Origin of the sequence: Halorhabdus utahensis DSM 12940, from assembly GCF_000023945.1 — an archaeon.
In the GTDB taxonomy this organism is placed as follows: Archaea; Halobacteriota; Halobacteria; order Halobacteriales; family Haloarculaceae; genus Halorhabdus; species Halorhabdus utahensis.
Genome location: NC_013158.1, coordinates 1,466,845 through 1,484,043 on the forward strand (window position 1 = coordinate 1,466,845; position 17,199 = coordinate 1,484,043).

Annotated in this window: 18 protein-coding genes and 1 pseudogene; 4 read left to right on the forward strand and 15 right to left on the reverse strand. The window is 66.2% G+C overall.

Translation table 11 applies throughout. The annotated features are described in order from the left end of the window. Positions 1-41: 41 nt before the first annotated feature. Genes HUTA_RS07265 through HUTA_RS07275 form a run of 3 tightly spaced genes read right to left on the reverse strand, consistent with a single transcriptional unit; the run spans position 42 to position 3,302 of the window. Positions 42-665 (reverse strand): diacylglycerol/polyprenol kinase family protein, encoded by a 624-nt coding sequence (locus HUTA_RS07265; protein WP_049941432.1) that lies wholly within the window; start codon positions 663-665, stop codon positions 42-44. Positions 666-693: 28 nt separating this feature from the next. Continuing rightward, positions 694-2,454, reverse strand: coding sequence for a glycine--tRNA ligase (gene glyS, locus HUTA_RS07270; RefSeq protein ID WP_015789238.1), 1,761 nt, complete (start codon positions 2,452-2,454; stop codon positions 694-696). After that, positions 2,451-3,302: a CBS domain-containing protein gene (locus tag HUTA_RS07275; protein WP_015789239.1), complete on the reverse strand. Its 852-nt coding sequence runs from the start codon at positions 3,300-3,302 to the stop codon at positions 2,451-2,453. Before HUTA_RS07275 ends, glyS begins: the two co-directional genes overlap by 4 nt. Before the next feature lie 158 nt (positions 3,303-3,460). Here HUTA_RS07275 and HUTA_RS15565 point away from each other — a divergent pair, with 158 nt between their 5' ends. Then, positions 3,461-3,631, forward strand: coding sequence for a DUF7556 family protein (locus tag HUTA_RS15565; RefSeq protein ID WP_015789240.1), 171 nt, complete (start codon positions 3,461-3,463; stop codon positions 3,629-3,631). Positions 3,632-3,796: 165 nt separating this feature from the next. Beyond that, positions 3,797-5,383 (forward strand): NAD(P)-dependent oxidoreductase, encoded by a 1,587-nt coding sequence (locus tag HUTA_RS07280; RefSeq protein WP_015789241.1) that lies wholly within the window; start codon positions 3,797-3,799, stop codon positions 5,381-5,383. Between the two features lie 26 nt (positions 5,384-5,409). Here the strand turns inward: HUTA_RS07280 and HUTA_RS07285 are convergent, their stop codons facing one another. The 3 genes and pseudogenes from HUTA_RS07285 to HUTA_RS15255 form a co-directional block, all read right to left on the reverse strand. Next, the gene (locus tag HUTA_RS07285; protein WP_015789242.1) at positions 5,410-5,718 is read right to left on the reverse strand and encodes a hypothetical protein; all 309 of its coding nucleotides are present in this window, start codon (positions 5,716-5,718) and stop codon (positions 5,410-5,412) included. A 100-nt stretch (positions 5,719-5,818) separates the two neighbouring features. Beyond that, on the reverse strand, positions 5,819-7,090 hold the full coding sequence (thrC, locus tag HUTA_RS07290) for a threonine synthase (RefSeq protein ID WP_015789243.1): 1,272 nt from the start codon (positions 7,088-7,090) through the stop codon (positions 5,819-5,821). Positions 7,091-7,252: 162 nt separating this feature from the next. Further along, positions 7,253-7,381 (reverse strand): annotated as a pseudogene (locus tag HUTA_RS15255) (ornithine carbamoyltransferase); the annotation flags it as partial. A gap of 61 nt (positions 7,382-7,442) precedes the next feature. On the opposite strand from HUTA_RS15255, the gene HUTA_RS07295 reads away from it, so the two are divergent. Next, entirely contained in the window at positions 7,443-7,688 is a 246-nt protein-coding gene (locus tag HUTA_RS07295; RefSeq protein WP_015789244.1) for an AbrB/MazE/SpoVT family DNA-binding domain-containing protein, read from the forward strand. Further along, positions 7,688-8,116 carry a type II toxin-antitoxin system VapC family toxin gene (locus tag HUTA_RS07300; protein ID WP_015789245.1) on the forward strand — a complete coding sequence of 143 codons (429 nt, stop codon included), beginning with the start codon at positions 7,688-7,690 and terminating at the stop codon, positions 8,114-8,116. The genes HUTA_RS07295 and HUTA_RS07300 overlap by 1 nt, the downstream gene beginning before the upstream one ends. A 207-nt stretch (positions 8,117-8,323) precedes the next feature. On the opposite strand, the gene argF is transcribed toward HUTA_RS07300, so the two are convergent. Genes argF through HUTA_RS07340 form a run of 9 tightly spaced genes read right to left on the reverse strand, consistent with a single transcriptional unit; the run spans position 8,324 to position 17,068 of the window. After that, the gene (argF, locus tag HUTA_RS07305) at positions 8,324-9,217 is read right to left on the reverse strand and encodes an ornithine carbamoyltransferase (RefSeq protein WP_015789246.1); all 894 of its coding nucleotides are present in this window, start codon (positions 9,215-9,217) and stop codon (positions 8,324-8,326) included. Beyond that, the gene (locus tag HUTA_RS07310) at positions 9,214-10,290 is read right to left on the reverse strand and encodes a [LysW]-lysine hydrolase (RefSeq protein ID WP_015789247.1); all 1,077 of its coding nucleotides are present in this window, start codon (positions 10,288-10,290) and stop codon (positions 9,214-9,216) included. The genes argF and HUTA_RS07310 overlap by 4 nt, the downstream gene beginning before the upstream one ends. Next, complete coding sequence (locus HUTA_RS07315) at positions 10,290-11,417, reverse strand: aspartate aminotransferase family protein (protein ID WP_015789248.1); 1,128 nt, start codon at positions 11,415-11,417, stop codon at positions 10,290-10,292. The genes HUTA_RS07310 and HUTA_RS07315 overlap by 1 nt, the downstream gene beginning before the upstream one ends. Next, positions 11,414-12,256 (reverse strand): acetylglutamate/acetylaminoadipate kinase, encoded by an 843-nt coding sequence (locus tag HUTA_RS07320; protein WP_015789249.1) that lies wholly within the window; start codon positions 12,254-12,256, stop codon positions 11,414-11,416. The genes HUTA_RS07315 and HUTA_RS07320 overlap by 4 nt, the downstream gene beginning before the upstream one ends. A gap of 16 nt (positions 12,257-12,272) precedes the next feature. Continuing rightward, positions 12,273-13,331 carry an N-acetyl-gamma-glutamyl-phosphate reductase gene (gene argC / locus HUTA_RS07325; RefSeq protein ID WP_015789250.1) on the reverse strand — a complete coding sequence of 353 codons (1,059 nt, stop codon included), beginning with the start codon at positions 13,329-13,331 and terminating at the stop codon, positions 12,273-12,275. After that, a complete protein-coding gene (lysX, locus tag HUTA_RS07330) occupies positions 13,331-14,206 on the reverse strand; it encodes a lysine biosynthesis protein LysX (protein WP_015789251.1) in 876 nt (291 codons plus the stop codon). The genes argC and lysX overlap by 1 nt, the downstream gene beginning before the upstream one ends. Then, positions 14,203-14,361 (reverse strand): hypothetical protein, encoded by a 159-nt coding sequence (locus tag HUTA_RS15570; RefSeq protein ID WP_015789252.1) that lies wholly within the window; start codon positions 14,359-14,361, stop codon positions 14,203-14,205. Before HUTA_RS15570 ends, lysX begins: the two co-directional genes overlap by 4 nt. Next, positions 14,354-15,850 carry an argininosuccinate lyase gene (gene argH / locus HUTA_RS07335; RefSeq protein WP_015789253.1) on the reverse strand — a complete coding sequence of 499 codons (1,497 nt, stop codon included), beginning with the start codon at positions 15,848-15,850 and terminating at the stop codon, positions 14,354-14,356. Before argH ends, HUTA_RS15570 begins: the two co-directional genes overlap by 8 nt. A gap of 3 nt (positions 15,851-15,853) precedes the next feature. After that, positions 15,854-17,068 carry an argininosuccinate synthase gene (locus HUTA_RS07340; protein ID WP_015789254.1) on the reverse strand — a complete coding sequence of 405 codons (1,215 nt, stop codon included), beginning with the start codon at positions 17,066-17,068 and terminating at the stop codon, positions 15,854-15,856. Positions 17,069-17,199 lie beyond the last annotated feature (131 nt).

Sequence of the window (17,199 nt, forward strand, 5' to 3'; positions counted from 1 at the left end):
GAAAGTGAAGCGGCCGTCTCCTCGAGTTCCAGCAGTGTCGGTCAAACCCCCAGCGCCGGCAGGTACTCGATGGCAACGAACATCGCGACGGCGGCCGACGGCGCGATCGTGAGGTTGTCGTCGACGACGTACCCACGGATCACCGGCTTGGCTCCGTCCGCTACGGTCGCCGCCAGGCCACCGAGGATCGCGGGAAGTGGCGGGACGAACGCGCTTGCGATGAGCGTCGTGAGGCCGAACATCGCCAACAGCACCCACGTCTGTTTGACGGCCTGGAGTTCGCCCGCACCGAGCAGGCCACTGAATGGATCACCGATCGTCAGCATGAGCATCGCCGGGACTGCCACGGGCGATGGGTCGAACGGACTGCCAATCAGCGGGTCGGCTCCCGCCGGCGGAAACGCAAATGCAACGACCGTGAGCCCGACGCCGCCCAGGAAGTACGCCGCAAGGTTCTCCTGTTCATATTCACGGGTGAGCCGATCGAAGATCCACCAGTCGAGACCGACATACAGCCGGACGATCTCGAGACCGAGCGCGCCGACCATCGCGAGGACCAGCAACGCCTGGACGTGTCGCCAGGTCAGCTCCGCGACGAACACGTAGGCAAGCGGAAGCACGCTCGTACTCGCGTGGACGAGTCGGCGAGTGACTTCGTCGTCGATGCGATCGAGGAAAGAGGCGAACACGGTTTCAGAGATTCTGGAAGGTACTGTCGCCCTCGACGAGGGCCTCGATAGTCGAAGCGAGATCGTCGGCAGCGACGCGGGTCTGGTCGGTGCTGTCTCGATCTCGGATCGTCACGGTCCCGTCTTCGAGGGTGTCGTAGTCGACGGTCACGCAATAGGGTGTGCCGACCTCGTCCTGGCGGCGGTAGCGACGGCCGATGGCCCCGGAGTCGTCGTAGGCCACCGCAAGGCCGTCCGCCCGAAGTTCGGCGGCAATCTCGCGGGCACGCTCGCCGAGGCCGTCCTTGTCCATCAGCGGAAAGACACCGACCGTGGTCGGTGCGACCGCGGGCGGCAGTTCGAGGTAGGTTCGCTCCTCGCCATCGACTTCGTCCTCCCGGTAGGAATGATCGAGTGCCGTATACAGCGCCCGGTCGATCCCCAGCGAGGGCTCGACGACGTGGGGCATGATGTGCTCGCCGGACTCGGTGACCTCCTCGATCGCGAAGCCGGTCTGCTCGACCGGGACGGTGTACGCCTCGCCGTCGACCTCGACCGTGACGTCCTCGCCCGCGAAGGCGTCGGGATCGTCCTCGGCCAGTGCTTCGAGTGCGTCGGCGACATCGCCCGCCGCCCCGCCGAACTCGGGGCCGAGATAGCCCATCTCCGGATCGACGGTCGGCTGCTCGACAGTTACCGGGTCGTCGTACTGCTTGAAGATCGTGAACTCCGCCTCGGAGTGAGCGTCGTGTTTCGAGAGATCGTAATCCGCGCGATAGGCGAACCCGCCGAGTTCGATCCAGTCGGGATCCTCATCCGGGTCGCTCACGTCACCCTCGGCGTCCCAGCAGTCCTCGGAATAGTGGGCGAGTTCGCCCGGCCGGTGCTGGCGAAAGCGAAAGCGATCCATGTCGAGGCCGATGGCCGCGTACCACTCCGCGGCGACGCCCAGATAGTAGGCGATCCACGGGTCGGCGACGATCCCATCCTCGACCGCCTCGCCGATCGTCATCTCGACTGGCTCGCCGTCCGCGCGGTCCTGCGCTTCGGCGGGGTAGAACTGCGCGGTCACGTCGGCCACGGCGGAGAGATCCGGCTCGTCTTCCTCAGGATCGACGAACAGTTCGAGTTCGGCCTGGGTGAACTCCCGGACGCGAAGCAGGGACTTGCGGGGACTGATCTCGTTGCGGTAGGCCCGGCCGATCTGGGTGACGCCGAAGGGCAACTGGTTGCGGGCGTATTCGGCGAACTGTGGGAACTCGATGAAGATCCCCTGGGCAGTTTCGGGCCGAAGGTACCCCGGCGAGGAGCTGCCGGGGCCGATGTTCGTCTCGAACATGAGGTTGAACTGCTCGATTGCCTGGCCAGCCAGCCCCGTCCCACAGGTCGGACACGCGAGCTCGTACTCGGCGACGACCTCCTCGATGCGTTCCGGGGCCAGGGACTCGGCCTCCTCGATCCCGGTCTCGCCGTCCTCGACGATGTGGTCGGCGCGGTGGGATTGCCCGCACTCGGGACACTCGACGAGCATGTCGTCGAACCCGTCGAGATGGCCCGACGCCTCGAAGACCGGTTCCGGTAGGACCGTGGGGGCGTCGATCTCCATGTGGCCCTCTTGGATCGCGAATCGGTCGCGCCAGGTCTCCTCGACGTTGCGTTTCATCGCAGCCCCCTGCGGGCCGAACGTGTAGAAGCCGGAGACGCCGCCGTAGGCATCCGCAGACTGGAGGAAGAAGCCGCGGCGCTTGGCGAGTTCGACCAGGGCCTCGGCGCTGACCGACGTCATTGTACGGCCTTGATCACGTCGATGTCGCGGACGATGCCCGCGAGGTCGTCACCCGAGACGAGCGGGATCTGCTCGATCTCGTGGCGGATCAACAGCTGGGCCGCCTCCTTGGCGGTCCGACGGCTGCCGACGGTCACGAGATCGGCCGTCATGTACTCGCTGACCGGCTCATCGGGGAACTCCACGTTCCGCGTCGGCATGTAGCGGTTCCCGACAGCCTTGATCCCCTCCCACATCCACTCGTCGTCCTGGTTGGCGATGGACTCGCCGGTGCCGGTCTCGCCCTCGACGACCTCGGCGACCTCGATCACGTCGACCTCGGTCAGAATGCCGGCGACTTCGGCGTCATCGTCGAGAACGACGCCGTAAGGGACATCCGCGTGTGAGAGTTCGCGTTCGGCGACACCCAGCGGCGCACCGGCGTAGACACAGTTGACGTCCGGTCGGGCCAGCTCCCCGACCGGCGTGTCGCCGTCGTCGACGCCGCCCTCGGCGAGCGCGCGGATGACGTCGGTTATCGTGACGATCCCCTCGAGCTGTCCGTCGACGACGGGGATCCGGCGCTCGCCGGTCTCGACCATCGTCCGCGCGACGCTCGCGAGGGACGTCTCGCCAGTCGTCGTCGGGACATCCTCGACGAGCATCGCGAGCTGATCCTCGTCCGGGTTTTTGATGAGCGCGTCTCGCGTGACGAGCCCGCGACACTCCTCACCTGCGTCAGTCTCTTTGATCACTGGAACGGACGAGAACTGTCGTTCCTGTAAGTACTCGAGGACATCGTCCCGGGTGCCCGGTAACTCGGCCGTGACGACGTCAACTCGTGGCGTCATGACGTCAGCGACGTTCATACTGGAGAATACTCTTCGGCCCTCCTACTAAGTCCTTACACATCCGTGCTATCGTTCGACGTGTTCGCGCGGCGCGTCGGTCGCGCGTCAGACACGGTTTCGGTATTCCCTATGGTCTTTCGGCACGTTTATGTATGGGTGTTACCAACTAACATAGTATGTCGCAAGAGCCCGACGCGCTCGCGGCAGACGTCGCAGTGGACCGTGAAGTCATGGCAGCCGTCGAGCGAGACGAGCAAGCCGTATTCGTCATCGCCGACGTCACCCGCGACAACGCGTATCTCTCGATGGACCTCGAGGACGCGGCGACACTGTCCGCGTGGCGGTAGGGCTCACTGCGGTGAGGAACGGTCTCCGATCAGCGAGTGTCGTTCATCGGACCAGTCTCTCCAAGGACCGACACTGCCCAGTCGGTCTGGGGCCACCCAGTCGGTGACTTCCCGGTTCGCCGAGAGAAAACAAGCGTTATGCCGACCGGCAGTGTCACCCCCAATATGGAGATCGTAGTTACGAGTTCCGTCGAGGACGCGGGACTGGCGGCACTCACCGACGCGGGCCACGACGTCCGGACCGTCTCGGTCGACGGGGCTGAGGAACTGGCTGTGGCCGCCGAGGGAGCGGCTGCGTTGATCGTCGACGAGGAGACACCGGTACCTGCCGCGGTGTTCGAGCGTGCAACGGACGTACAGATCGTCGGCCGAACCGGGATCGACGTCGACGGGATCGACGTGGCCACGGCGACCGAACACGGCGTGATCGTCGCCAACGGCCCGGAGGCAGACGTCCAGGCGGTGGCCGAATACATCATCGGGCTGCTGTTCGCCACGGCGCGAGGGATTCCCCAGGGCCACGTTCGACTGAAAGACGGCGAGTGGGCCAAAGGCGACATCATCGGCTCGGAACTCGACGGCAAGACCGCCGGACTTGTCGGCTTCGACAGCGTCGGCCAGGAGGTCGCCAAACGACTCGACAACTTGGGGCTCGACGTCGTCGTCTACGCACCCGACGGGGATGGCGAGCGGGCCGCACAGATCGGTGCCGAACGCGTCGATCTCGACACCTGCCTCGACCGCGCGGACTTCCTCTCGATGCACGCGGGAGCCGATGCGATCCAGTTGGGCGAACGCGAACTCGACGCACTCGGGGAAGCCTACCTCGTCAACGGAACGGACGGAAATGTCGTCGACGAGTCGGCACTCGCGAACGCTGCCGAAGACGGTGATCTTCAGGGAGCAGCCCTCGACGCCGTGTCGGTCTCGCCGCTGCCGGACGACAGCCCACTCCGGGACGTCGAAAACATCCTCGTTACGCCCGAGATCGCCAGCCACACCGCAACGAACGGCGAGTCGGCGTCCGCGAGCGTCGCGGCTCAGGTACTCGCCGCATTCGACGGCCAGCCGGTCAGCAACGCCGTCAACGTGCCGTCGATTCCACCCGACGCGTATCCGGTCGTCAAACCATATGCTGACCTGACGGAAACAGTCGCCCGGATCGCGATCCAGCTGTTCGACGGTGACCTCGAATCGGTATCCATCGAATACGCCGGCGACATCGTCACCGAAACGATCGAGCCCATCACGGCCGCCGGGCTCACTGGCGTGTTCGATCCGCTCGGCTGGGACGCAAACCAGGTCAACGCGCGGCACGTCGCCGACGAGCACGGCATCGACGTCGACGTCTCGACGATCCGAGAAGCGCCCGACTTCCAGAACCTGGTGACCGTCACCGTCAGCGGTGGCGGTGACGAACTCAGCGTCGAAGGAACGCAGTTCGCCGACGGCGAGCCCCGCATCGTCAGTATCGACCGCTACTGGGTCGAGGCGATCCCCCACGGCCACATGCTGATCGTCCGCAACGCCGACGAGCCGGGCGTGATCGGGTTCATCGGAACCGTGCTTGGCGAATACGACGTCAACATCGCCGGCATGTTCAACGCCCGGGAAGCCATCGGCGGCGAGGCGCTGTCGGTGTACAATCTCGACGACGAACCCGGCGAGGACGTCCTGGCTGCGCTTAACGACGACGACCGCATCCTCGAGACCACCGTCGTCGAACTCAACGGACAGAACGCCCGCGAGTGAGGACTCCCACGGCCACTGCTCCGGCGTCAGTCCCTCCCACACTCCGGATCACCGGTTGGCGCGGTCCACACGAAACACCCGTCCGTGGCCTCACCACCGTAGGTTCCCCAGAGTCGATCCCTGGCGGCGACGGCCCGGTGGACCGGCGAGGGGTTCTCGATCGGCGGCCCGCCGCGGTCGGTCGTCGCTATCCGGACTGATTCGGAAGCTGAGCGGTGGGTTACACTGTCTCCCCGGCTCACCCCACACGCCAGCCGCAGTTTCCCGTCGAGACGTGGTTCCGGCGGCTGCAACCGATTTCGTTCTGTCGACGACGAATCGTGATCAGCTGACATAGCAACACACGATGGACGTCACGCATCAAAAAGCGCCGGCAGACGCGCGTCCGCTCCGTGCATGACGGGCGCGCGATCCACGGCGGAATCGTCCCCCAACTCAGGACCGCAGATGTTCGAGCACGTCGTCGGTGTCGGCGGGAACCGGTTCGGGGTCGGTTCCCGCCTCCGCGGCCGCGTCGGGATCTTTCAGGAGGTGCCCGGTCGTCAGGCAGACCACCTGCTCGTCAGCGGTGACGACGCCCTCCTCACGGAGTTTTCGAAGGCCAGCGATCGAAGCGGCCGAAGCGGGTTCGACCCCGACCCCTTCCTCGGCGAGGGATCGCTGGGCGTCGGTGATCTCCTCGTCGCTAACAGCGATGGCCGTCCCGCCAGTCTCGCGGATGCCCGGCAGTGCCTTTGGTGCGTTGACCGGGTTGCCGATCCGGATCGCCGTCGCTCTGGTCTCGACATCGTCCCAGCGCTCGATGTGATCCCAATCGTGCTCGATAGCCTCGACCATCGGTGCCGCGCCCGCGGCCTGGACGCCCGTGATCTTCGGGATCTGGTCCTCGTCGATTGCCCCGGTCGCTTCGAGTTCCCGGAAGGCCTTGTACAGCGCGGCCGTGTTGCCCGCGTTGCCGACCGGCAGCACGATCCGGTCAGGGAAAGCCCCCTCCTCGTCGCGGAACTGCTCCATGATCTCGAGGCCGATGGTCTTCTGGCCCTCCAGTCGGAACGGGTTCAGCGAGTTGAGCAGGTAGGCCTCGCCGCGGTCGGCCAGGTCCTTGACGATATCCAGACACCGATCGAAGTTGCCATCGACCTCCAGAATCCGCGCGCCATGGAGACTCGCCTGGGCGATCTTTCCGGCGGCGACTTTCCCTGCCGGCAGGAGCACGAGCACTTGCAATCCCGCCCGGGAGCCGTAGGCCGACAGCGCCGCGGAGGTGTTGCCCGTCGAGGCGCAGGCCAGCCGACCCACGCCCACTTCCTGGGCGACCCGAACACCCACCGTCATCCCGCGGTCCTTGAAGCTGCCCGTCGGGTTCATCCCCTCGTGTTTGACTCGCAGGCGCTCGACGCCGATCTCGTCTTCGAGTCGCGGGACATTGTGGAGTGGCGTGTCGCCCTCCGGGAGGGAGACCCCTTCGTCGAAGGGAAGTGCGTCGCTGTAGCGCCAGACGCCGCCGTGAAACGCCGACTCGTCGTCCCCGAAGTCCGCGAACGTCGGCAGGTCAGCGTACCGGACCTCGAGCAGCCCCTCACACTCGTCGCACGTGTAGCGAATCCCCGCAAAGGGCGGGAAGTGCTCGCCACACTCGATGCAGGTCAGCCAGACGCCGTCGGTCGCCTCGGTTGGCTCCTCCTGGGTGATCTCTAGATAGCTCATTGTGTCACCCGACGTGGGCCACCAGAAAAAAGCCGCGGATCCACCTTTTTACTTCGGAGGGTTCGCTCGCGAACCCTCCTCGCAAAAAGCTGGGCCAAAAACACCTGCTGGCTCAGCCTTCGGCTTCGCCAGCAGCGAAACGCTGTCTTCGACAGCGTATGCTTACGACGACCGATCGGCCAGCCACACCAGCCCCCTCTTCTGGGCATGCAGGCGGTTCTTCGCTTGCTCCCACACGATAGCGTTGTCGCTCTCGATGGCCGCGTCGGTGACCTCCTCGCCCCGATGGGCCGACCGTCGACGGACCACATGTGAAGAAACATGTATAGGACAGGAGACAGTATACTCACGTATGGCAACCGAGTCAGGACCCGAAGAAACCAAAGTCAGCGACCGCGGGATGGTCACCATCCCGGCGGCGCTTCGGCGACGCCTCGACATCGAGGCGGGGGACAAGCTCCGGTGGACGGTCGACGACGACGGGGACCTCTCCGTCGAAGTGCTCCACCAGCGAGAGGGTGTCTTCGACGATTTCGAGCCGGTCGACGCCGGCGAGACCGACGCTGTGGCACTCGAATCGGAGTTCGGAGCCGAGTGATGGCACGCATCGTCCTCGATACGAACGTTCTGTTCGCTGCTGCGAGCGCCCGTGACCGCTATCACGACCGCGCACGGGAGATCGTTCGCGGGATCGACCACGGCGACCTCCCGGAGGCCGTCGTCTCGAACTACGTCCTCGCGGAGACGCTGAACCTCACGCGCGAGAAACTCGGCCCCGAGGCCGCGAACGCGCTGCTCGATCGCCTCCTCGAGGGTGCCCACTTCGAAGTCAACCACGCACCGAGAGCCGATTTCAACGCTGCCCAGGCGCTGTTCCGCCGGTACGACGCCCTCTCCTTCGTTGATGCGACGATCGTCGCGTATCTCGAGCGCGAAGGAAGCGAGTACCTGTATTCCTTCGACGACGATTTCGACGCGGTCGAGGAGCTGACACGACTCGATACTGCCGTGAACCCGTTCGAGTGACCACCGGTTTCTTCGTCGGGCATCCTCGGCTCGCTACGCAAGCCTGCGTACCCACTGCCTCGAAAAGCCGGGCCCAAAAATGCTCACTCCGTTCGCGAACCACTCTCACGGCGTCGCCGTTCGAGCGCTCGGCGGCCTCGTCCCACTCGGCCGCCCACTTCTCGAAAATCTGGATCAGAAATCCGGTCGCTCGTCTCTCGCGACCGGTTATGCCCGCTCGGCCAGCCACACCAACAACCCGTTCTGGGCGTGCAGTCGGTTCTCCGCCTGCTCCCACACGATCGCGTTCTCACTCTCGATGACCTCGTCGGTGACCTCCTCGCCGCGGTGGGCCGGCAGACAGTGCATCAGCGTGCGATCGCCGAGCAACTCGGTCGTGACCTGAAAGCCCTCGAAGGCCGCGAGTTTCTCCTCGCGCTCGTCCTCCTGGCCCATGCTGACAAAGACGTCCGTGTAGACCACGTCGGCGTCTTCGACGGCCGCTTCGGGATCGTGTGTCGTCTCGGGAGCGGTCCCCAACTCGGCCGCACGATCGAGAACCTCCTCGTCGATTTCGTAGCCCTCCGGGGTCGCGACGGTCAGATCGAGGCCGACCATCGCCGCGCCGAGGACCAAGGACTGGGCGACGTTGTTGCCGTCGCCGACCCAGGCGACTCTGACGGTGTCGAAGCCACCGAACTCCTGGCGGATCGTCAGTAGGTCCGCCAGCGTCTGGCAGGGATGGGCATCGTCGGTCAGGCCGTTGATCACCGGCACGGTGGCGTACTCGGCCAGTTCCTCGGCGTCAGCGTGGTCGAACAGCCGCGCCATGATCGCGTCGGCGTACCGCGAGACCGCCCGCGCGGTGTCCTTGACCGGTTCGCTATCCCCCAGGTGGATATCGTCCGGCCCGAGGAAGATGGCGTGGCCGCCGAGCTGGGTCATCCCGGTCTCGAAGGAGACCCGGGTCCGGGTCGAGGGCTTCTCGAAGATCATCGCGAGCGTCTCGTCTTCGAGGGGGTTGCCCGCCTCCTCGCCGGCCTTGATGGTGGCGGCGCGATCGAGGACGGTCGTCAGTTCCTCGCTCGTCAGGTCGTCGATGTCGAGTACGTTGCGTGTCATGGCTCCTCCAGAAGTCTCGTGGTCACGTCGTCCAGTACCGCGACCGAGCGGTCGAATTCGGGCAGCGGGAGGTGCTCGTCCGGGGCGTGATCGAGGTCCGAGTCGCCGGGGCCATACGAAACGATCTCGACGTCCCAGGCGTCGGCGTAAATGTTCATGTCCGCGGTGCCGGTCTTGCGCAGGAGGCGCGGATCGCCACCCTCCTCGCGGATCGCCGCGCGAAAGGCGCGCGCGACCCCCGTACGGGGACTGGTCATCACCGGTTCGACCCAGTCGTCCCAGTTGACGGTCCCGCGATCGAGATGACCGTCGGCCAACTCGCGGATCTCGTCAGTGGTGTACTCCGGGGGCACCCGAAGCTGGACGCGCATTGTCGTCTCGACCGAGAGCCCATCCGAACTGACCCCGCCGTCGATGTCGACCGGCTTGCAGGTCACCCGTTCGAAGACCGGGTGCCACTCGTCCTTGGCGAACTCCGCCTCGACGCGGTTCCACCAGTCGATGGCGTCCTCGATGGCGTTGTTGTCCGGCCGCGAGGAGTGGCCGGATTCGCTCGTAGCGACGTAGGTGCCACCGAGCAAGCCACGATACCCCAGCGTGATCCCGTCCCAGCCCGACGGCTCGCCGTTGATGACGGCGTCGGGTTCGATCTCCCGATCCTCGACCAGATAGCGGCCGCCGGTCGAGTCGACTTCCTCGCCGACGACGCCGGCGAAGCTCGCACCGGTCCGGACCGCCACGGCCGCCATCGCCGCCAGCGAGCCCTTCGCATCGACGCTCCCCCGGCCCCAGAGGACCGTCTCGCCGTCCTCGTTCTCTTCGAGCCGGACCGGAATATCGCCCGGGACGGTGTCGATGTGGGACGTGAGGAGCACACCGTCATCTGCGGGGGCACGGACGTTGCCCACATCGTCGATCCAGACCTCGCGGCCGTGAGATTCGAAGAACGCCGCCAGCTCCGCGGCGGCGTCCTCGACATCGCCCGAGACCGAGGGGATCTCGACGAGGTCGATCAGCAACTCGCGGGCATCCTCGGTCGAGACGTCGGCCGTCGGAACACGCGTCGCGCTCATCAGTCGATCGCCTCCGCGAGCGCGGCGACGACCGCGTCAGCCTGTGCCTCCTCGACGATCAGCGGCGGGAGCAGGCGGACGACTGTTCGGCCGGCCGGGAGCGCCAGCACCTGGTGGTTCAGCGCGAGGTCCTTGAGCACCCGGTTGGCCCCGCGCTTGATCTCGACGCCGATCATCAACCCCTCGCCACGTACCTCACGAGCCGCCTCGCCCAACTCGTCCTCAAGTTGCCCACGAAGGTACTCACCGACGTCGGCGGCGTGCTGGGGGATCTCTTCCTCGACGAGCGTCGAGACCGTCGCCTCCGCAGCGGCCGAGACGACCGGACCGCCGGAGAACGTCGAGGCGTGGCTGCCGTAGTCCTCGGCGATCCAGTCGGCACACAGCGTCGCACCCATCGGGAAGCCGTTGGCGAGACCCTTCGCCGTCGTGAGCATGTCCGGCACGACGCCGGCCTTCTCGCAAGCCCACAGCGTTCCCGTCCGGCCCATGCCGGTCTGGACTTCGTCGAAGATCAGCGCCGCGCCGGCCTCGTCGGTGATCTCGCGGGCCGATTCGAGGTACTCGGTCGACGCGGGATGAATGCCGCCTTCGCCCTGGATGGGCTCCATGATGACCGCCGCCGTCTCGTCGTCGACGGCCTCGGCGAGGGCCTCGCTGTCGTCGTAGGGCACGAACTCCACGTCGCCGATCAGCGGTTCGTAGGGCTTCTTGTACTTGTCCTTCCAGGTGGTCGCCAGCGCGCCCATCGTCCGGCCGTGAAAGCCCTGCATCGTGGCGACGATCTTCGAGTCGCCGGTCGCCGACCGGGCGAACTTCAGCGCCGCCTCGTTGGCCTCCGTCCCGGAGTTACACAGCCAGACGTTGTCGATGTCGCCCGGCGCTGCCACGGCGAGCGTGTCGTACAGTCGCGTCCGCGTCTCGACCGGATAGGACGCCTGGACGTAGGTCAGATCGTCGACCTGGTCTTTGACGGCCGAATCGACGGCCGCGTGGCTGTGCCCCAGCGGGACACAGGCGTAACTCGCGCCCATGTCCAGGTACTCGGTGCCCGCCTCGTCGTAAACAACCGCGCCATCGCCGTTCTCTATCTGTATCGGTTTTTCGGAAAATACGAATCCGCTCATGTGTGTTCCTCCGTTTCTATCGCTGTCTGGTGGACGTGCGTCCCACTACCTTCGAGGGCACCACTGATCGGTTCGTCGACGTTGGCATCGGCGACGACGACCTCGGGTGCCCCACCGCTAAGTGCCTCCTCGGCGGCCATGATCTTGCGCCCCATGAAGCCCTCGGCAGCGTCCTGCAGGTCGTTCCAGTCATCGCCCGTCTCTACAGACTCGATCAACGTTTCCGGATCCTCAGGGTCCGCGTAGACGCCTGAAACGTCCGTAAGCAGGACGAGCGTCGCGTCGAGTGCCCCGGCAATCGCTGCTGCTGAGCGGTCCGCGTCGGTATTGACGGGCAACCATTCGTCATCGTCCTTCCCGATCATGGGTGGTCCAGCCACTGGCGTGTATCCACCGTCTAACAACGTATACAGCAGCTCGTCGTTGACCTCCTTGATGGACCCCGAGTGGTCGCCGCGCTTGATCTTGCGTTTGCCGTCCTCCATGACGCGCACCGCCGACTTGCGGGGTCCCGCGAGCAGTTTCCCGTCGACGCCGCTGAGTCCGACGGCGTCGACGCCCTGGCTCTGTAAGCCCGCGACGAGTTGCGTGTTGAGGTGCCCGAAGGCCATCTCGAAGACCTCCATGGTTTCCTCGTCGGTGAAGCGGCCGACGACGCCCGATGGCGTCTCGACGTACTCCGGTTCGATCCCCATGCGTTCGAGCGTGTCGTCCACTTTCGTCGAGCCGCCGTGGACGACCACGACGTCCTCGCCGTCCGCAACCAGCTGGGCCACGTCCGCCAGCGCCCCTTCGGGATCGACCGCGCGAGCGCCGCCGACCTTGACGACCACCGTCATCCGAGATGCACCCCCGTCATGGCGATCCCACCGGGTGCATCCCCGCGAACTCCAGTCCGGCGGTCTCCTCTAAGCCGAGCGCGATGTTGGCCGCGTGGACGGCCTGGCCGGCCGACCCCTTCATCATGTTGTCGATGGCCGAGAAGACGACCAGGCGCTTGTTTCCAGGGTCCAACTCGAAGCCGACCTCGGCGTAGTTCGAGCCCGCAACGGCCTTCGGTTCGGGGTAGCGATAGACGCCACCGCCGCCGGCGACCATCCGGACGAACGGCTCGTCCTCGTACGAGCCGCGATACGCGCCCCAGAGGTCGCCCTTCGAAACCGGCTCCTCGGGAAACGCGTGGATAGTGGCGCTCGCGCCGCGGATCATCTCGACGGCGTGGACGGTAAACGAGACGTCGACGCCGAGGAACTGCTCGATCTCGGCCTCGTGGCGATGGCCCGTCGGCGCATAGGGGCGGACGACGCCCGAGCGCTCGGGATGGCTCGACGCTTCACCGCCGCCCGCGCCACCTTCCGACGAGCCGACTTTCACGTCGACCACGATCTGCTCGTCCCCGGAGAGGACATCATGCTCGAACAGCGGGAGCAGCCCGAGGATCGTCGCCGTGGCGTTACAGCCGCCGGAGGCGATCAAATCTGCGTCAGCAAGATTCTCGCGGTTGAGTTCCGGCAGCGCGTACTCGGCGTCGGCCAGTAGTTCCGGCCGGCTATGGCCGTCGTACCACTCGTCGTACTGCGCTTCCGAATCCAGGCGGAAGTCCGCCGAGAGGTCGACAACCGTGTCGGCAGCGTCCTGAAACGCGTCGATGTGGTCCATCGAGACGCCGTGGGGCGTCGCCGCGAACAGGACATCCACCGACTTCAGGTCCTCGGGCGAGCTAAAGCGCAGGTCCAGCCCCCGGAGGTTCGGGTGGACGTGGCCGATCGTCTTGTTTTCCTTCGAGCGACTCGTGGCCTGGGCGATCTCGAAGTCGGGGTGCCCGGCGAGCAACCGCAGGAGTTCGCCGCCGGTGAACCCGCTCGCGCCGACGACGGAAGCGGTCAACGACGGTTCGCCCTCGTTGGCGTTCATCACTCGCTCACCCCCGCTTTCGTCTCCAGCCAGTCGACGACCTGGCCGGGGACGTCCGTCTCGACAGCGTCGTTCAGTGCCTTGAACTCGACGGTGTGGTTGACCTCGTGGACGGTGTAGCCCGTCGGATTCCCGTCCCCGTCTTCTCCTGTCTCCATCAAGTCGATACCCAACAGCCCGCCGCCGACGGCTTCGCTGGCCTCGGCAACCAACTCCTTGGCACGGTCGTCGAGTTCGAAGGCATCGGTCTCAGCGCCTTTCGCGGCGTTGGTCAGCCAGTGATCCGACGAGCGAACCATCGCCCCGACCGGCTCGCCGTCGGTCGCCAGCACACGGATGTCTCGCCCCGGTTTCTCGACGAACTCCTGGACGTAGAAGACCTTGTGCTCGTAGTGCCCCAGCGTCGCCTTGTGCTCGAGGATGGCCTCGGCGGCGTCGCGGGTGTCGATCTTGGCCATCAGGCGACCCCAGGAGCCGATGACGGGCTTGAGCACGCACGGATAGCCGAAGTCCTCGATGATTTCGAGGGCGGTGTCCTTGGTGAACGCGACCTCCGTCGTCGGCGTCGGGACGCCGGCCTGCTGCAGCGCGAGGCTGTTGGTCACCTTGTCGGCGCAGGTCTCGGCCGTCTCGTGGGTGTTGACGACCGGAATATCGTAGGCTGAGAGGAACTCCGTCGCGTAGAGGCTCCGGCTGGTCGCCAGACAGCGATCGAGGACGATATCGACGTCCTCGAAGGCCTCGGGCGGTGAGTCGAGGCCGAAGCGCTGCTTGCGCACGTCGATCTTCGTCACCTCGTGGTCGCGCTCGCGAAGCTCCGAGAGGAGGAGTTTTTCGTCCTGACGGATGCGCGAGTAGAGGATCCCGACGTTCACGCGCCCACACCTCCTGATTCGGGGGCCAGCGCGTTCGATGCTGTTGGGAACCCGCCGCCGACAGTGGGCAGGTGGCGCGATTCAGTGCAGTGTGTCGTGGTCATCTCGTGTATGCTCCGTGTTATCCCATTCGCTGTCGCAATCGTCTCAGACATACGTCTCCACCTCCGCCTGTAGCTTCTCGGCCGCGTCGTCGATCGCCGTCCGGCGCTCGGCCAGTGTATCGCTGTCGGCCGCGTGGTCATCCCGTGCGCTCGCGATCTGCTCGGCGACGGCTTCCGGTGCTGGGCCTCCCGCCGAGTCGCGACTCGCGACGCTCTCGGCGGGATCGAGTGCGGCTTCGATCGTCTCACGGTCGACGTACGCTGTCAGCGATTCACCGAGCGTGTCGCGCGCGGCGGCGTCCAGCGCATCAAAATCCGCGTCGTCGCCGGCGACTTCGGCCGCGCTCGCGACGACCTCGTGGGCCGTCCGGAACGGGACGCCGGCCATCGCCAGCGCGTCGGCGACGCCCGTCGCCGTCGAGAAGCCCTCGCCCGCTGCGTCGGCGAGTGCCTCGTCGTTCCACTCTGCCGTGGCGATCGCGCCGGCGGCGACCTCGGTGGCCTCGCTGACGCCGTCGATCGCGCGCCAGGCGTGGCCGCCGGCGCGCTGCAGGTCGCGATTGTAGGCCCGTGGCAGTCCTTTCAAGGTCGTCAGCAGGCCGTTGAGGCCCGCCGCGGCGTCGCCCGCGCGAGCGCGGACGAGTTCGAGCGTGTCGGGGTTCTTCTTCTGTGGCATGATCGAGGACGTCGAGGCGTAGGCGTCGTCCACCTCGACGTAGCCCGACTTCGCGTAGATCACGACATCCTCGGCAAGCCCCGACAGCGTCGTCGCCAGGGTCGCCAGCGCTGCCGTCGATTCGACGAGGAAATCCCGCGCGGAGACGGCGTCCATCGCGTTGGCCATCGTTCCCTCGAAGCCCAGCAGGTCGGCCGTCCGCTCGCGGTCGATGTCGAAGGGTGTGCCCGCGAATGCGGCCGCGCCGAGCGGTGATTGATTCGTGCGATCGTACGCGTCGAGCAGGCGGGCCGTCTCGCGAGCCAGCGCGCGCTCGTAGGACAGCGCCCAGTGAGCGACGGTCGTCGGCTGGGCCGGCTGGAGGTGGGTGAACCCCGGTATCACCGTCTCACGTTCGGCCTCGGCAGTCTCGATGAGCGCGCCGCGAGCCTCCAGGGTCGCCTCGATGGCGTCGAGGAGATCCGCACGCAGGCGGTACCGAATGCAGGTCGCCACCTCGTCGTTGCGCGAACGGGCGGTGTGCATCCGACCGCCGTCGGGACCGGCGCGCTCGATGACGGCCGTCTCGATAGCCTCGTGGACGTCCTCGCCCTCGGACAGCGCGTCGTGGCCGGCATCCTCGATCTCCTCGAGGGCAGCCAGGATCTCGCCGGCAGTGTCGGCCTCGACGATCCCCTGCTCGGCGAGCATCACGACGTGGGCGCGGTCGACCGCGAGGTCGGCGGCGAAGATGCGCTCGTCGGCCGAAAGCGACGAGAGGAACCCCCGGGCGGGGCCGCCGCTGAAACGGTCCCGGCGGACGACGCCCTCGCTGCCGTCCTCACCGCCGTCTTCGTCGCCGTTCGCCGTGGGTTCCTCGCTCATGGCTCACTCCTCGTCAAGCGATTCGGTCACGCGCTTGGCCAGGCGCGACTGGAACCCGTGATACTTTGCGACGCCCGTGGCGTCGTCCTGCGTGATCCCGCCGGTCACGTCCTCCTCGTTGAAGGAGGCCGCCGACTCGCTGTAGACGGCGTAGTCGGATTCACGCGAGACGGCTCTGGTGTGGCCACCTTCGAGTTTGACGGTCACCGTCCCGGTGACACGAGTCTGGGTTTCGTCGATGAATCCTTCGAGGTCCTTCATCAGCGGCGCGTCGATCAGTCCCTCGTAGGCCTTCTCGGACCAGCGCTGGTCGATCGTGGTCTTGAACTGGCGCTCCTCGGCGGTGAGGACGAGTCCTTCCAGGGCTTCGTGGGCCGTGAGCAGGACCGTCGCGGCGGGATGCTCGTAGTTCTCCCGAACCTTCAGGCCGAGCATCCGGTCTTCCATCATGTCTGTGCGGCCGATCCCGTGGGCACCGGCGCGTTCGTTGAGTTCCTCGATGAGTTCGACCGAGCCGAGTTCCTCGCCATCGACGGCGACGGCGGTGCCGTCCTCGAAGGTGATCTCGACGAGTTCGGCCTCCTTGCCGGATGGATTCTCGGTCCAGAGGTAAATGTCGTCCTCGGGGATCGTCGCCGGGTCTTCGAGTTCCGAGCCCTCGATCGAGCGACTCCAGAGGTTCGTGTCGATGGAGTACCGGCCGCCGGCCCCGCCCTCGACGGGCAGGCCCTTCTCCTCGGCGTACTCGTTCTCCCACTCCCGAGTCAGGCCGAGTTCGCGGATCGGTGCGATGACGTCCATGTCAGTGTCGCGCCAGACGGCCTCGAAGCGCAACTGGTCGTTGCCCTTCCCGGTACAGCCGTGAGCGAGCGCGCTACAGCCCTGTTCTCTGGCGACATCGGCGATCCCCTCGGCGATGACCGGCCGCGCGAGGGCGGTCCCGAGCGGATAGCCCTGGTAGTCGGCGTTGGCCTCGACGGCCTGCAGACAGAGGTCGGCGAACGCCTCGCGGGCGTCGACGACGTAGTGGTCAAGCCCGAGGGCCTCGGCGGTCTCCTCGGCCTCGTCGAACTCGTAGTCGGGCTGGCCCACGTCGACCGTGACGCCGATGACGTCGTCGTAGCCGTATTCTTCCTTGAGCAGCGGTACGCAGACTGTGGTGTCGAGCCCGCCGGAGAAGGCGAGCGCGACTGTGCCGTTTCCGTCCTGTTGTGTCATGGGTGTGGTGACTGTCGGGTGAGAGATGACCGCCCCGGAACCCGACGGTGGGCGGCAATGAAATGAGACGAAACCAGTCTGAGGTGAATGTATTCGGGCCTAACGGCCCGGTCGTCGGCGTCGGAGAAGGA